13 protein-coding genes and 1 pseudogene are annotated in these 15,018 nt (G+C 63.3%); 9 read left to right on the top strand and 5 right to left on the bottom strand.

Translation table 11 applies throughout. The annotated features are described in order from the left end of the window. Window positions 1-311 precede the first annotated feature (311 nt). The 8 genes and pseudogenes from ACTJKT_RS16650 (at window position 312) to ACTJKT_RS16615 (ending at window position 9,181) form a co-directional block, all read left to right on the top strand. The gene (locus ACTJKT_RS16650; RefSeq protein WP_189635974.1) at window positions 312-2,345 is read left to right on the top strand and encodes an ABC transporter permease subunit; all 2,034 of its coding nucleotides are present in this window, start codon (window positions 312-314) and stop codon (window positions 2,343-2,345) included. Window positions 2,346-2,360: 15 nt separating this feature from the next. Beyond that, window positions 2,361-4,031 carry a phosphate ABC transporter permease PstA gene (gene pstA, locus ACTJKT_RS16645; protein ID WP_440787823.1) on the top strand — a complete coding sequence of 557 codons (1,671 nt, stop codon included), beginning with the start codon at window positions 2,361-2,363 and terminating at the stop codon, window positions 4,029-4,031. 176 nt (window positions 4,032-4,207) lie between these two features. Further along, window positions 4,208-5,041, top strand: a complete 834-nt coding sequence (pstB, locus tag ACTJKT_RS16640; RefSeq protein WP_440787822.1) for a phosphate ABC transporter ATP-binding protein PstB — start codon at window positions 4,208-4,210, stop codon at window positions 5,039-5,041. 111 nt (window positions 5,042-5,152) lie between these two features. Further along, window positions 5,153-5,914, top strand: a complete 762-nt coding sequence (phoU, locus tag ACTJKT_RS16635; RefSeq protein WP_007928528.1) for a phosphate signaling complex protein PhoU — start codon at window positions 5,153-5,155, stop codon at window positions 5,912-5,914. A 168-nt stretch (window positions 5,915-6,082) separates the two neighbouring features. Further along, window positions 6,083-7,045, top strand: a complete 963-nt coding sequence (locus tag ACTJKT_RS16630) for a response regulator (RefSeq protein WP_053263131.1) — start codon at window positions 6,083-6,085, stop codon at window positions 7,043-7,045. Between the two features lie 535 nt (window positions 7,046-7,580). Beyond that, a pseudogene (locus ACTJKT_RS16625) lies at window positions 7,581-7,901 on the top strand (type II toxin-antitoxin system RelE/ParE family toxin); the annotation flags it as partial. A gap of 7 nt (window positions 7,902-7,908) precedes the next feature. Continuing rightward, window positions 7,909-8,223, top strand: a complete 315-nt coding sequence (locus tag ACTJKT_RS16620; protein WP_440787820.1) for a helix-turn-helix domain-containing protein — start codon at window positions 7,909-7,911, stop codon at window positions 8,221-8,223. A 61-nt stretch (window positions 8,224-8,284) separates the two neighbouring features. After that, on the top strand, window positions 8,285-9,181 hold the full coding sequence (locus ACTJKT_RS16615; protein WP_440787819.1) for a peptidoglycan DD-metalloendopeptidase family protein: 897 nt from the start codon (window positions 8,285-8,287) through the stop codon (window positions 9,179-9,181). Between the two features lie 134 nt (window positions 9,182-9,315). Here ACTJKT_RS16615 and ACTJKT_RS16610 read toward each other — a convergent pair whose 3' ends face one another. From ACTJKT_RS16610 to phoB, 3 genes are all read right to left on the bottom strand, one after another. After that, complete coding sequence (locus ACTJKT_RS16610; protein WP_009051600.1) at window positions 9,316-10,656, bottom strand: hemolysin family protein; 1,341 nt, start codon at window positions 10,654-10,656, stop codon at window positions 9,316-9,318. A gap of 116 nt (window positions 10,657-10,772) precedes the next feature. Continuing rightward, entirely contained in the window at window positions 10,773-12,065 is a 1,293-nt protein-coding gene (phoR, locus tag ACTJKT_RS16605; RefSeq protein ID WP_440787985.1) for a phosphate regulon sensor histidine kinase PhoR, read from the bottom strand. Window positions 12,066-12,145: 80 nt separating this feature from the next. Further along, the gene (gene phoB, locus ACTJKT_RS16600; protein ID WP_007896474.1) at window positions 12,146-12,835 is read right to left on the bottom strand and encodes a phosphate regulon transcriptional regulator PhoB; all 690 of its coding nucleotides are present in this window, start codon (window positions 12,833-12,835) and stop codon (window positions 12,146-12,148) included. 151 nt (window positions 12,836-12,986) lie between these two features. Here phoB and ACTJKT_RS16595 point away from each other — a divergent pair, with 151 nt between their 5' ends. Continuing rightward, complete coding sequence (locus ACTJKT_RS16595; protein ID WP_053276698.1) at window positions 12,987-13,370, top strand: COG4315 family predicted lipoprotein; 384 nt, start codon at window positions 12,987-12,989, stop codon at window positions 13,368-13,370. Between the two features lie 51 nt (window positions 13,371-13,421). Here ACTJKT_RS16595 and ubiA read toward each other — a convergent pair whose 3' ends face one another. After that, window positions 13,422-14,312 carry a 4-hydroxybenzoate octaprenyltransferase gene (gene ubiA / locus ACTJKT_RS16590; RefSeq protein ID WP_063433416.1) on the bottom strand — a complete coding sequence of 297 codons (891 nt, stop codon included), beginning with the start codon at window positions 14,310-14,312 and terminating at the stop codon, window positions 13,422-13,424. Beyond that, a complete protein-coding gene (locus ACTJKT_RS16585) occupies window positions 14,312-14,875 on the bottom strand; it encodes a chorismate--pyruvate lyase family protein (protein WP_440787817.1) in 564 nt (187 codons plus the stop codon). The genes ubiA and ACTJKT_RS16585 overlap by 1 nt, the downstream gene beginning before the upstream one ends. Window positions 14,876-15,018 lie beyond the last annotated feature (143 nt).

The raw sequence follows: 15,018 nt of genomic DNA, 5'->3' as shown, positions 1-15,018 counted from the left end.
GATTTGTTGCGTCACTGCATTGTCATCTTTCTGTCATACAGGATCGCTAGGGTGTGCGCATGAATGATCTGGCCAACTCCACCATGACTCCGACTTCTCCCCCCAAGCGCATTGACTTCAATACGCCTGAGCTGCAACGCAAGCGCCGCATCCGCGCGCTGAAAGATCGCCTGACCCGTTGGTACGTCCTCGTCGGCGGTCTGGCCGTGCTGGCCGCGATCACCTTGATCTTCTTCTTCCTCGCCTATGTCGTGCTGCCCCTGTTCCAGGGCGCCGACCTGACCGCCAAGGACCCGCTGACCCCCGCCTGGATGCAGGACGCCGGCAAGCCGCTGATGTTCTCCCTGGAAGAGCAGAACCAGGTCGGCATGCGGGTTTCCGACAAGGGCCAGGCGCTGTTCTTCGACATCGACAACGGTGCCGAGCTGCGCCGTGTCGACCTGCCGATCCCGGCTGGCAGCAGCGTGACCGCCATCGGCAAGGATCAGCCAGGCAGCCCGCTGGTGGTGGTTGGCCTGTCCAACGGCCAGGCGCTGGTGTTCCGTCACACCTATAAGGTCAGCTACCCGGACGGCAAGAAAACCATCTCGCCGGCCATCGAATACCCCTACGGCGAAACCCCGATCGTGCTGAACGAGCAGGGCGGCGCCCTGGAGCACGTCAACCTCAACGCCACCGATTCGGCGCTGGTGGTGGCCGGTTCCAGCGGCGCGCAATTGCATGTACTGCAGCTGACCCGCGAAGAAAACATGATGACTGGCGAAGTCACCAGCGAGCAGAACCGCATCGAGCTGCCGCAGATGACCGAACCGGTCAAGGCCATGTACATCGACCCGCGCCAGCAGTGGCTGTACGTGATCAACGGGCGTGCCCAGGCCGACGTGTTCAGCCTGCGCGACAAGAGCCTCAACGGTCGCTACAAGCTGCTGGAGGATGCCAATGCCGAAGTGACGGCCAGCACCCAGCTGGTGGGCGGTATCTCGCTGATCATCGGTACCTCCAAGGGCGGCCTGGCCCAATGGTTCATGGCCCGCGATACGGACGGCGAACTGCGCCTGAAGCAGATCCGCACCTTCCAGATGGGCACCACGCCGATCATCGAAATCACCGCTGAAGAGCGCCGCAAAGGCTTCGTCGCGCTGGACGCCTCGGGCAAGCTCGGCGTGTTCCACAGCACCGCGCACCGCACCCTGCTGGTGGACCAGGTGGTCGAGGGCGAAGGCCTGTTCGGCCTGTCGCCACGGGCCAACCGGGTGATCGTCGAAGCCGGCGGCAAGCTGCAACCGCTGGTGCTCGACAACCCGCACCCGGAAGTGTCCTGGAGCGCGCTGTGGAGCAAGGTCTGGTACGAGAACTACGACGAGCCTAAATACGTCTGGCAATCGACCGCGGCCAACACCGACTTCGAACCCAAGCTGAGCCTCTCGCCACTGACCTTCGGTACTTTGAAGGCAGCGTTCTACGCCATGCTGCTGGCGGCGCCGCTGGCGGTTGCCGCGGCGATCTACACCGCTTACTTCATGGCCCCGGGCATGCGCCGCAAGGTCAAGCCGGTGATCGAGCTGATGGAAGCGATGCCGACGGTGATCCTCGGCTTCTTCGCCGGCCTGTTCCTGGCGCCTTATGTCGAAGGTCATCTGCCGGGCATCTTCAGCCTGCTGATGCTGCTGCCGATCGGCATCCTGGTGGCGGGTTTCGCCTGGAGCCGCCTGCCCGAGTCCCTGCGCCTGAAGGTGCCGGACGGCTGGGAAAGCGCGATCCTGATCCCGGTGATCATCCTGGTGGGCTGGTTCTCGCTGTACATGAGCCCGTTCATGGAGAACTGGTTCTTCGGCGGCGACATGCGCATGTGGATCTCCCACGACCTGGGCATCACCTACGACCAGCGCAACGCCCTGGTGGTCGGCCTGGCCATGGGTTTCGCGGTGATCCCGAACATCTACTCGATCGCCGAAGACGCCGTGTTCAGCGTGCCGCGCGGCCTGACCCTGGGCTCCCTGGCCCTGGGCGCGACCCCGTGGCAGACCATGACCCGCGTGGTGATCCTCACCGCCAGCCCGGGCATCTTCTCGGCGCTGATGATCGGCATGGGCCGGGCGGTCGGCGAAACCATGATCGTGCTGATGGCCACTGGTAACACCCCGGTCATGGAAATGAACCTGTTCGAAGGCCTGCGCACCCTGGCGGCCAACGTCGCGGTGGAAATGCCGGAGTCGGAAGTCGGCGGCAGCCACTACCGCGTGCTGTTCCTCTCGGCGCTGGTGCTGCTGCTGTTCACCTTCGTCATGAACACCCTCGCCGAGCTGATCCGTCAGCGTCTGCGCAAGAAATACTCGTCGCTTTAAGAAAGGTAGAAGTCTGTGAAACAGAACTCCCTAAAAGACTGGATCAAGAGCGGCGCCCCGGGCGTCTGGATCAGCGGTGGCGCGGTGTCCATCGCGGTCATCATGACCATCGGCCTGCTGGCAGTGATCGCCGTGCGCGGTCTGGGCCACTTCTGGCCGGCGGACCTGGTGCACGCCAGCTATGACGTCCCGGGCCAGGCCAACCACCTGGTCATCGGCGAAGTGGTGCAGAAGGAAGAAGTGCCACGGGCACGCCTGAAGAGCGCCGGCCTGCCGGTGCCGGACGAAGGCCCCGAGTTCATGACCCGCGAGCTGATCAAGGTCGGCAACCGTGACCTGAACGGCAACGACTTCACCTGGATCGTCGGCGACTGGCTGACCAACCAGACCACGCCGCCGGAGCTGATGGCCCTCGAGCGTCGCGAGTGGGGCAACTTCTACGGCTACCTGGTCAACGTCAAGCAGGATGGCAAGGTCATCGCCGAAGGCGAAGCGGCCTGGCCGGAACTGCAGGCGCGGATCGAGCGGGTGAACAAGCTGTCGGCCCAGCTCAAGACCCTGGAGAAAGTCGACATCGGCGCGATCAACGCCGGCCTCGAACGCATCCGCCTGCACGGTCGCAAGCTGGAGCTGGACGGCAAGCTCGATGCCGCCGCCCAGGCCGACATGGAAAGCGAACGCGCCGAGCTGAACGCCCGTTACCAGGACGTGGAGGCCCGCCTGAGCGACCTGCACGCGCAGTTCAACCGCGACAGCCTCACCGCCCGCGACGCCAACGGCAAGGAAGTGGAAATCAGCCTGGGCAAGGTGGTGCACGCCTACCAGCCGAACGGCATGGGCACCCTGACCAAGATGGGCTTCTACTTCAGCAAGGTCTGGGAATTCCTCAGCGACGACCCGCGGGAAGCCAACACTGAAGGCGGTATCTTCCCGGCGATCTTCGGTACCGTGATGATGACCCTGATCATGGCCATGGTCGTTACCCCGTTCGGCGTGCTGGCCGCGGTGTACCTGCGTGAATACGCCAAGCAGAACACCCTGACCCGGGTGATCCGCATCGCGGTGAACAACCTGGCGGGCGTTCCGGCCATCGTCTACGGCGTGTTCGGCCTGGGCTTCTTCGTCTATGTGCTGGGTGGCTCCCTCGACCGCTTGTTCTTCCCGGAAGCCTTGCCGGCGCCGACCTTCGGTACCCCGGGCCTGCTCTGGGCCTCCCTGACCCTGGCGCTGCTGGCGGTGCCGGTGGTGATCGTGGCCACCGAAGAAGGCCTGGCGCGGATTCCCCGCACCGTGCGTGAAGGTTCCCTGGCCCTTGGCGCGACCAAGGCGGAAACTCTGTGGAAGATCGTGCTGCCGATGGCCAGCCCGGCGATGATGACCGGCATGATCCTCGCGGTGGCCCGCGCCGCCGGTGAAGTGGCGCCGCTGATGCTGGTGGGTGTGGTGAAACTGGCGCCGTCGCTGCCGTTGGACGGCAACTACCCGTACCTGCACCTGGACCAGAAGATCATGCACCTGGGCTTCCATATCTACGACGTCGGCTTCCAGAGCCCGAACGTCGAGGCCGCGCGGCCGCTGGTGTACGCCACGGCGCTGCTGCTGGTGCTGGTGATCGCCACGCTCAACCTGTCGGCGGTGTGGATTCGTAACCACCTGCGCGAGAAATACAAGGCTTTGGATAGTTAACACCGCCCCTGTAGGAGCGAAGCTTGCTCGCGAAAGCTGTCTGTCAGTCGCATCATTGTCAAATGTGCCGACGCCTTCGCGGGCAAGCCTCTCTCCTGCAAAACGGCAACACCTCTGGCCCATTCTGTGAGGCCAGCGGTTCACTGAAATGAATTTGTTAGCGTAGGGAGTTACCCATGCAGCAAGAAGCACATACCCACGGCATCAACATGTCGGCCCTGGGCCGCGACAAGCAGAGCCTGAGCCTGGACCAGGAAACCGTGGCCATCGAAGTCCCGGGCCTGAGCCTGTTCTACGGTGAGAAGCAGGCGCTGTTCGACGTCAGCATGAACATTCCCAAGCAGCGCGTGACTGCCTTCATCGGCCCGTCCGGCTGCGGCAAGTCGACCCTGCTGCGTACCTTCAACCGGATGAACGACCTGGTGGACGGCTGCCGCGTGGAAGGCGAGATCAACCTCTACGGCAACAACATCTACCGCAAGGGCGAAGACGTGGCCGAGCTGCGCCGCCGCGTGGGCATGGTGTTCCAGAAGCCCAACCCGTTCCCGAAAACCATCTACGAGAACGTGGTCTACGGCCTGCGCATCCAGGGCATCAACAAGAAGCGCATCCTCGACGAAGCTGTCGAGTGGGCCCTCAAGGGCGCGGCGCTGTGGGACGAGGTCAAGGACCGCCTGCACGACTCGGCGCTCGGCCTGTCCGGTGGTCAGCAGCAGCGTCTGGTGATCGCCCGTACCATCGCCGTGGAGCCGGAAGTGCTGCTGCTCGACGAACCCTGCTCGGCACTCGACCCGATCTCGACCCTGAAAGTCGAAGAACTGATCTACGAACTGAAATCGAAGTTCACCATCGTGATCGTGACCCACAACATGCAACAGGCCGCGCGTGTCTCCGATTACACGGCGTTCATGTACATGGGCAAACTGGTGGAATTCGGCGACACCGACACCCTGTTCACCAATCCGGCGAAGAAGCAGACCGAAGACTACATCACCGGTCGTTACGGCTAGGAAGCGGCCGCAAGCTTCAAGCGGCAAGACAGACGTGGTGCGACACCGGATCAATATTTAACTGCTTGAAGCTTGCAGCTTGAAGCTTGCAACTTTCGCGGAGCGAACAAGATGATTTCGAAGGAAGGCCTTACTCACCACATCTCCCAGCAGTTCAACGCCGAACTCGAGGAGGTGCGCAGCCACCTCCTGGCGATGGGCGGGCTGGTCGAGAAACAAGTCAACGACGCCGTCACCGCGCTGATCGAAGCCGACTCGGGGCTCGCCCAGCAGGTGCGCGAGATCGACGACCAGATCAACCAGATGGAACGCAACATCGACGAAGAATGCCTGCGTATTCTCGCCCGGCGCCAGCCGGCGGCTTCCGACCTGCGCCTGATCATCAGCATCTCCAAGTCGGTGATCGACCTGGAACGCATCGGCGACGAATCGACCAAGATCGCCCGTCGCGCCATCCAGCTGTGCGAAGAAGGCGAGGCCCCGCGCGGCTATGTGGAAGTGCGGCACATCGGCGACCAGGTGCGCAACATGGTGCGCGATGCGCTGGACGCCTTTGCCCGTTTCGACGCCGACCTGGCGCTGTCGGTGGCCCAGTACGACAAGATCATCGACCGCGAGTACAAGACCGCGCTGCGCGAGCTGGCCACCTACATGATGGAAGATCCGCGCTCGATCTCGCGCGTTCTGAGCATCATCTGGGTGCTGCGCTCCCTGGAGCGTATCGGCGACCACGCGCGCAACATTTCGGAGCTAGTGATTTACCTGGTGCGCGGCACCGATGTGCGCCATCTGGGGCTCAAGCGGATGAAGGAAGAAGTTGAAGGCACAAGCGCCGAAAGCGCTAATGTTCCGGGTGAAGCTGACGATAAGTAAGGTTGCCCGAGAGAAGCGCCCGGCCCTTTTGGCCGGGCGTTTTCGTTTATGGGGATCGAACTTGAAAAGCAGCGCCCGCGAACGAAAAGTCCTGGCGTGACTGAAGAGTTTTGGCAAAGTGCCATCAGTAAAGCGTTATGCTAGCCGGGATTTTTAAAGGGGTGGTCGATGAGTAAGGTAAGTGTGTTGGTGGTGGATGACGCTTCGTTCATTCGTGACCTGGTGAAGAAGTGTCTGCGCAACTACTTCCCTGGCATCAAGATCGAGGACGCCATCAACGGCCGTAAAGCCCAGGCCCTGCTGGCCCGTGAAGCCTTCGACCTGGTCCTGTGCGACTGGGAAATGCCGGAAATGTCCGGCCTGGAGCTGCTGACCTGGTGCCGCGGCCAGGAGGCGATGAAGGCCATGCCGTTCATCATGGTCACCAGTCGTGGCGACAAGGAGAACGTGGTGCAGGCGATCCAGGCCGGCGTCTCCGGCTATGTCAGCAAGCCGTTCACCAACGAGCAGTTGCTGACCAAGGTCAAGCAGGCACTGAACAAGGTCGGCAAGCTCGACACCCTGATGAACAGCGCGCCGACCAAGATGAACTCGGCGTTCGGCAACGACTCTCTGAGTGCCCTGACCGGTGGCAAGGCCGAAGTCATCGGCGCCGCGCCGGCGGCTGCGGCGGTCAATCCGTTTGCCAAGCCTGCCGTGGTGTCTGCGCCTGCTCCCGCTGCTGCCCCGTCCCGTGGTTTGCTCAACAGCCCGCCGGTGAAGGCACCGGCTCCTGCCGCCGCGGCGTCCGCCGGTGGTCGCGGCCAGGGTCAGTTGCGCCTGCCCAGCGGTACCCAGCAGTGCGTGATCAAGGCGCTGAGCATCAAGGAGGCGCTGCTAGTGGTGAAGCGCACCGATACGCTGCCGCAGGTGCTCGACAGCGCCGTGCTGGACCTGGAGCAGGGGGACAATGCCGAAGTGGCGCGCCTGAACGGCTACCTGCACGCGGTGGTGGCCTATGAGCCGAAGCCGGACAGCGAGTGGTTGCAGCTGACCTTCCGCTTCGTCGACCAGGATGCGCAGAAGCTCGACTACATCTCCCGCCTGATCGCCCGCGGCACGGCGCAGAAACACTTCGTCCCCGGCGCCTGAGCCCCTCTCAGCCCCGTTCCTGACCACTATCTCGCGGGCAACCACGCTTCTGTAGGAGCGAGGCTTGCCCGCGATAGCGTCCGTGCTGACACCGCATCTTCCGGACCGCTGCCCCCGACCCTGTTGCCGCTGCCGCAGGCTGCGATAAGGCCGAAGGCCTTCAGCGATCTCAAAACCCTGCACCCCCTTCGTCGGAGTGCCGCGCGAAACCTGCTGCAAACACTTTCCTGTACCACGCTTCTGCACGCTGACGAAGGTGATCTGGGGCGTGTCACCCAGGCCTTGTATCTGTCGTTGGACGATGGCGGTGATGTGTTGCAGGCCGCGCAGCACAAGGCGTTGGGGGAGGGGGAGGTGGTTTGATGCCGTGTGTCCGATTCTCGGTTTTTCAGGTTGATTTATATCTGTACTGATATAGGTTGTGGTCTGTGCTTTTGGCTTTTCTTGTGCCGGGCCACGCTTTGAAACAACCCGGCCGCGCGCTGTGGCGGTCGGGTTGTTTAACCTCTCTGGGGTCAGTAACGGGAGAGGTTCGATGCCTAGGCACAAGGATGTGGTGTTTGTCGGGAGCGCGCTCCGGGACCTCCGGGCTTTTCCGCTGGATGCGCGAAGGGCCGCGGGTTTTCAGCTGGATCTGTTGCAGCAGGGCGAGCAGCCCTATGACTGCCGGTCGATGAAAACCGTGGGGCCGGGGGTGTTCGAGATCAGGATCAGTGAGGATTCAGGGGCGTTTCGGGTGTTTTACGTGGCCAACCGGCCCGCGGCCATTTACGTGCTGCACGCCATGCGCAAGACCACCCGCAAGACCGAAGCGCGGGACATCGAGCTGGCTCGGGCCAGACTTCAGGAGATAAGTGCACGCCATGACCGATCACATGCAGACCGAGCGTTTCGCCAGTGTCTGGGACGCGCTCGAAGGTTCGCCCCAGGAAGCCGCCAATATGCGCCTGCGCTCCAAGCTCATGCTGGAGCTGGGCAAGACCATCAAGGCCTGGGGCGTTTCGCAGAAGGAGGCCGCCAGGCGGCTCAATATCACCCAGCCGCGACTCAACGACGTGCTCAGCGGCAAGATCAACAAGTTTTCCCTGGATGCGCTGGTCAACCTCTCCGACGCTGCGCAACTGGGCGTCGATATCAGTTTCAGTCCGTCGGCAATGGAACCTCTGGTGCAGGGTTGATTCATACAAAGTCCACGTCGGGCTGCTAGCCTGACTTCAGGCTTTCCTCAGAATCTTGCCCATGTTCATGCACCTGCTGGTTTCCTGTGGTCTGTTGCTGGCCGCCACCTCGGCCATGGCCATGACCATCTACAAGTCCACCGACGCCAACGGCGTGGTGTCCTACAGCGATCGTCCGTCGCCGGGCGCCCAGGTGTTCGTGTTTCGCGATCGCATGGTCGAGCACCTGGAGCGCCAGGTGCGCTTGGACGTCGAGAAGAGCTGGGGCGTGGACAGCGTCTTTGTGCGTAACGACCTGTATGCGCCGGTGGAGATCGAGCTGGGGTTTACCGGCTTGAAGAACATCCGCAGTGCCCCCAGGCAGCCGATTCGCCGGGTACTGCCGGCCCGCAGCCGACAGCGCCTGGCGCAGCTCACGGCCGTGCAGGCGGGCAAGCCGCTGATCTATGTCCCGCAGTTCCGTTATTCCCTGGGCGACCCTGCAGGCGCCGCCCAGGCCTATCGTTACCCGCTGCCCTGGCGTGGCGGCCCCTTTCGCCTGACCCAGGGCGCCAATGGCCGGTACAGCCATTTCGGCCCCAAGAGCCGTTATGCCATGGACATCGCCATGCCCGAGGGCACGCCGATCATCGCGGCGCGTGGCGGGATGGTGGTGAAGACCGAGAACCGCCAGAGCGGGCGCGGCACCGACCCTTCCGGCAATTTCGTGCGGGTGCTGCACAACGACGGCACCATGGGGGTGTACCTGCACCTCAAGCGCGGCTCGGTCAGGGTGCGTGAAGGCCAGCGGGTCGTGGTGGGCAGCCCGCTGGCGCTGTCGGGCAATACCGGCAACAGCAGCGGCCCGCACCTGCACTTCGTGGTGCAGCGCAATACCGGCCTGGGGCTGGTGTCGATTCCCTATCAGTTCAACCAGCCCATCGGCAGCCTGCCGAATTTCGCATTGGGCAAGAAGTAGCCTGTAGCCGCTGCCGCAGGCTGCGATANGGGTCGATCGCAGCCTGCGGCAGCGGCTACAGGGCAATCAGCGGGGAGGGGATCGCGAGCAGCCAGTCGACGCTCGATCGCTCGCGATGGGATCTCAGACCGTGCTCAATCGAGCATCAACACCTTGGCCAGGACGATTTTCGGACCTTTCATCTTCTTGATGATGATGCGCAGGCCTTCGACTTCCATGACCTCTTCTTCTTCCGGTACCCGTTTCAGGGTCTCGTAGACCAGGCCGGCGAGGGTTTCGGCCTCGATATGGTCCAGGTCGATGCCCAGCAGGCGTTCCACCTTGAACAGCGGGGTATCGCCGCGCACCAGCAATTTGCCGGGCTGGTAGGCGAGGATGCCGCGCTCGGCCTTGCGGTGTTCGTCCTGAATGTCGCCGACCAGCACTTCCAGCACGTCTTCCATGGTCAGGTAGCCGATGATCTTGCCGTCGGCTTCCTCCACCAGGGCGAAGTGCGAACCGCCTTTACGGAACTGCTCCAGCAGCTGCGACAGCGGCATGTGCCGGGAAACGCGCTCCAGCGGGCGGGTCAGCTCGGCCAGGTTGAACGACTCGGGGATGTGGTCCAGCGCCGCCAGCTCCAGCAGCAGGTCCTTGATGTGCAGCAGGCCGACGAACTCGTTGCGCTCGCTGTCGTAGACCGGGTAGCGGCTGAACTTGTGGCGGCGGAACAGGGCGAGGATCTGCTTCAGCGGCGCGTTGAACTCCACGCTGATCAGGTCTTCCCGGGAGTTGGCCCAGTCCACCACTTCCAGCTCGCCCATTTCCACGGCCGAAGCGAGTACGCGCATGCCCTGGTCGCTGGGGTCCTGGCCCCGGCTGGAGTGCAGGATCAGCTTCAGTTCTTCGCGGCTGTAGTGGTGCTCGTGATGCGGGCCGGGCTCGCCCTGGCCGGCGATGCGCAGGATGGTGTTGGCGCTGGCGTTGAGCAGGTAGATCGCTGGGTACATCAGCCAGTAGAACAGGTACAGCGGCACCGCCGTCCACAGCGACAGCAGCTCGGGCTTGCGGATGGCCCAGGACTTGGGCGCCAGCTCGCCGACCACGATGTGCAGGTAGGAAATGATGAAGAAGGCGGTGAAGAACGACACGCCCTTGACCACTTCCGGCGAGTCCACGCCCACGGCGCTGAGCAGCGGCGCCAGCAGGTGCGCGAAGGCCGGCTCACCGACCCAGCCAAGGCCAAGGGAGGCCAGGGTGATCCCCAGCTGGCAGGCAGAAAGATAGGCATCCAGCTGGCTGTGTACGGTGCGCAGGATCTGCCCGCGCCAGCCGTTCTTATGGGCGATGGCCTCGACCCGGGTCGAGCGCAGTTTGACCATGGCGAACTCGGCGGCTACGAAAAAGCCGTTGAGCAGAACCAGGAGCAGTGCAAAAAGAATCATGCCGAAGTCGGCGAAAAGAGACGCGAGGGTAAAACCAGGGGAAGGGTCCATGATGGAGTTTTGCGGGTTCCGTGTATTCGAAAAAGAGGGAAATGCGCGGCGCAATGGCAGGCGCAAGCCAGCCAATGTAGCGGCTGGCAGGGCGATTGCCTAGTGGCGCGTGGCTGTCACCGCTGGTCGGTCAGGGTGCCGGCACGGAATCTTTTCACCTGGGCCGGGGCGAAATGGCAGGTAAAGGTGCTGCCGTGGCCCGGTACGCTGCTGATCTCCAGGCGCGCCCGATGGCGCAGCAGCACATGCTTGACGATGGCCAGGCCCAGGCCGGTGCCGCCGGTGTTGGAGTTGCGGCTGGAGTCGACCCGGTAGAAGCGTTCGGTCAGGCGCGGCAGGTGCTTGTTGTCGATGCCGATCCCCGAATCCTGCACGCTCAGGTGCGCGCCTTGCTCGTCGCCCCACCAGCGGATGCGGATGTTGCCCTCGGCCGGGGTGTATTTCACCGCGTTGAACACCAGGTTGGAAAAGGCGCTGCGCAGTTCCGCCTCGCTGCCCTTGAGCTGGACCTGGGCGTCGGCTTCCAGGGTGATGCGCTGGTTGCGTTCCCCGGACAGGGCCTGGGCATCGCTTTTGATCGATTGCAGGAGCACGTCGATCGGCACCGGCTGGTTGTCCGACGGGTAGTCGGTGGCTTCCAGTTTGGCCAACAGCAGCAGGTCGTTGAGCAGGGTCTGCATGCGCCCGCCTTGCTGCTGCATCTGCTGCAGGGCACGGTTCCAGCGCGGGTTCACTTCCTCGACGTTGTCGAGCAGGGTTTCCAGGTAGCCGCAGATCACTGTCAGCGGTGTGCGCAGCTCGTGGGAGACGTTGGCGATGAAGTCTTTGCGCATCTGTTCCAGCTGGTGGATGCGGGTCACGTCGCGCACCAGCATCAGGTGTTCGTTGTTGCCGTAGCGGGTGATGTACAGCTGGATGCGTATCCGGTCGTTGGTCGGCGAGGGGATTTCCAGCGGCTCGTTGTAATTGTCCTGCTCGAAATATTCCTTGAAGCGTGGATGGCGCACCAGGTTGGTCACCGGCTGGCCGCTGTCCTGCGGGGTCTTCAGGCCCAGCAGGGTTTCCGCGGCGCGGTTCCACCATTCCAGGTTGCCGTCGCTGTCGAGCATGATCACCGCGTCTTTCAGCGCCGCGGTGGACTCCTGGACCCGGTCGATCACCGCTTGCAGGCGCCCGCGCACCCGTTGGTCGCGGCGTTGCAGGTGATAGATGCTGTCGAACACCTCGCCCCACAGGCCGTAGCCATCGGGCGGTGCTTCATCGGGTTGGTGCAGGCGCAGCCATTCGTGCAGGCGCAGCAGTTGCTTGAGGGTCCAGGCCAGATAGATCCCCAGGCCGATGGCCAGGCTCCAGCCGTAGAAGCCGCTGATCAGGCCCACCAGCAGGCAGCCGGTGACCAACAGCAGCATGTGGCGAATCAGGGTGCCATGCCAGTTTTGGTTCACTTAACACGCGTCCTTGTAAGCGTCTGGCGAATAAGGGGCCGGCTTCAGGCCTTGGTGGAAAAACGGTAGCCGGTGCCGCGCACGGTTTGTACCAGATTCTCGTAGGCATCGCCCAAGGCTTTGCGCAGGCGGCGGATATGCACGTCGACGGTGCGCTCTTCGACATAGACGTTGCCGCCCCAGACCTGATCCAGCAACTGGCCGCGGGTGTAGGCACGTTCCTGGTGGGTCATGAAGAATTGCAGCAGGCGGTATTCGGTCGGGCCCATCTCGGCCGGTTTGCCGTCGATGGTCACGCGGTGGCTGATCGGGTCCAGCAGCAGGCCGCCGACTTCGATCGGCGCCTCGCCGTCGGTCGGGCCGGCGCGGCGCAGCACGGCCTTGAGGCGCGCTACCAGCTCGCGAGGGGAGAACGGCTTGGTGATGTAGTCGTCGGCGCCGACTTCCAGGCCCTGGATCTTGTTGTCCTCTTCGCCCTTGGCGGTGAGCATGATGATCGGGATGTCACCGGTCAGCTCATCGCGTTTCAGACGCCGGGCCAGCTCGATGCCGGAAGTGCCGGGCAGCATCCAGTCGAGCAGGATCAGGTCGGGCTTGCGGTCGACGATGATGGCATGGGCCTGCTGGGAGTTCTCCGCCTCCAGGCAGTCGTAGCCGGCCATTTCCAACGCAACGGCGATCATTTCGCGAATGGGCGCTTCGTCGTCAACGATCAGAATGCTCCTGCCAACCATGCTTAATCCTCTTGTCATTTAACTGTCTTGCGCCGCATTAGATAACGGAATTATTGCAGTCGTGTGACAGTATTTTAGGTGCTGGGGCGAGGGCTGCATTCATGGACTAAGCTTTGGGTCCGAATCCTGACAACCACCAAAGAAGGTTTCCATGACTCAACTCACGAAATCCTGCAAAGCCCTGTTGCTGAGCGCTGCGCTGGCCCTGCCGGGGCTGGCGTTCGCCGCGGAACCGGCGATGGTCAAAGACGGTATGTACGTCGACCACAAGGGCATGACCCTGTACACCTTTGCCAAGGATGCCGGCGGCAAGTCCATGTGCAACGACAAGTGCGCCGCCAACTGGCCGCCGCTGATGGCCGCCAGCGGCGACAAGGCCATGGGCGAGTGGACCGTCATCAAGCGTGACGACGGCTCCATGCAGTGGGCCTACGACGGCAAGCCGCTGTACACCTTCGTGATGGACAAGAAAGCCGGTGACATGACCGGCGACGGCAAGATGGATGGCGCCTGGAAAGTGGCCAAGCCTGATTGACCGCAGTGTTTCATCGCGGGCAAGCCTNNNGCTTGCCCGCGATAACGATCTTCAGCGCACCGCGTAATCCACGACTATCCCCAGGAAAATCGCCAACCCTGCCCAGTGGTTATGCAGGAAGGCCTTGAAGCACTTCATCCGGTCGCGATCGCGGGTGTCCCAGAACTCCCAGGCAAAACAGCCGGCCGCGGCCAGCAAGCCCAGATGGAACCAGCCCCCCAGTTCGAAGCGCGCGCCTGCCAGCAGCAGGCACCCCAGCGCCAGGCCCTGCAGGGTCAGAATGATTACCCGGTCGGCTTCGCCGAACAGGATCGCGGTGGATTTCACCCCGATCTTCAGGTCGTCGTCGCGGTCGGTCATCGCGTAATAGGTGTCATAACCCACGGTCCACAGCAGGTTGGCGATGTACAACAGCCAGGCGGTGGCCGGCAGTTCGCCGGTTTCGGCGGTGAAGGCCATCGGGATGCCCCAGGAGAACGCTGCGCCCAGCACCACTTGCGGGTAATAGGTGTAGCGCTTCATGAAGGGGTAGCTGGCTGCCAGGGCCAGGCCGCCCAGGGACAGCCAGATGGTCGCCGCGTTGGTGCACAGCACCAGCAGGAAGCTGATGAACATCAGCACGGCGAAGAACACCAGGGCTTCCTTGGAACTGATCTTGCCGCTGACCAGCGGACGCTGTTCGGTGCGCTTCACGTGGCCGTCGACCTTGCGGTCGGCCCAGTCGTTGATCACGCAGCCGCCGGCCCGGGTGAGGGTCACGCCGAGGACGAAAATCACGATATTGGCCAGCGATGGCGAGCCTTCGCCGGCAATCCACAGGGCCCAGAGGGTCGGCCAGAGCAGCAGGTAGATGCCGATCGGCTTGTCCATGCGGGTCAGCTGGATGAAGTCCCAGGCACGCGGGTTCAGGCGGTTGAGGGATTTGAGCAGGCTCTGATACATCAGCGGTTCTCCGGCTGGGCGACGACGGCGCTCCACAGGGACGGCAGGAAGATTTCGGCGACCAGCACACTCAGGGTTGCGCGATCGAAGCGCGAACGGCGAGCCCAGAGGCCGTCGGCTTGCACTTCGTCGGGCAGCCACGGGCGTGGGTAATGGCAGACCTCGATGGGGCGGCGCGCAAAGGCCTGGTCGCAGAACAGCAGTTCGCCCAGGGAGCGGCTGCCCAGTTCGTCCATGTTCAGCCCGCCGTCCTGCAGGGCGCTGCGGGCCGCCACGCTGCGGGCGAATACCCAGGCCTGGCCGTGACCGCGCAGATACACCTCGCGTACCCAGCCCTGGCTGTCCGGCGGCAGGTCCAGCGCGACGCATTCGTCGGCGCGCAGGGTCTGCCAGCCCTCGACCAGCGGCGTCACGCTGAAACCGTCATTGGAGAGACGGGTCAGGCGCCGGGTCAGCGAACCTTCATCGAACAGCCAGTCGAGGGTTTGTGCGTCGGGGAGGGGCGTCAGCCGGCTTTGCGAGAGCCAGTCCGGGGTGGAAAATGGAGAGATTGAGTGCGGCACAGTGGGTCATTATTGGCAGCAAATGAGGCCGCGAGCTTAGCATGGCGACGAGCGATTTTGCCGCAATGGAGCGGCCGCCCGCAGCGAACGTGCTTGCATCCGTCGGTGCTCATCAGTACAAAACGCGCTGGGCCGGACGCGCC

The organism is Pseudomonas sp. 22526, assembly GCF_052044735.1.
In the GTDB taxonomy this organism is placed as follows: Bacteria; Pseudomonadota; Gammaproteobacteria; order Pseudomonadales; family Pseudomonadaceae; genus Aquipseudomonas; species Aquipseudomonas piscium.
Note: the sequence above shows the minus strand (reverse complement) of the source record. Positions and strands in the feature narration are given on the sequence as shown.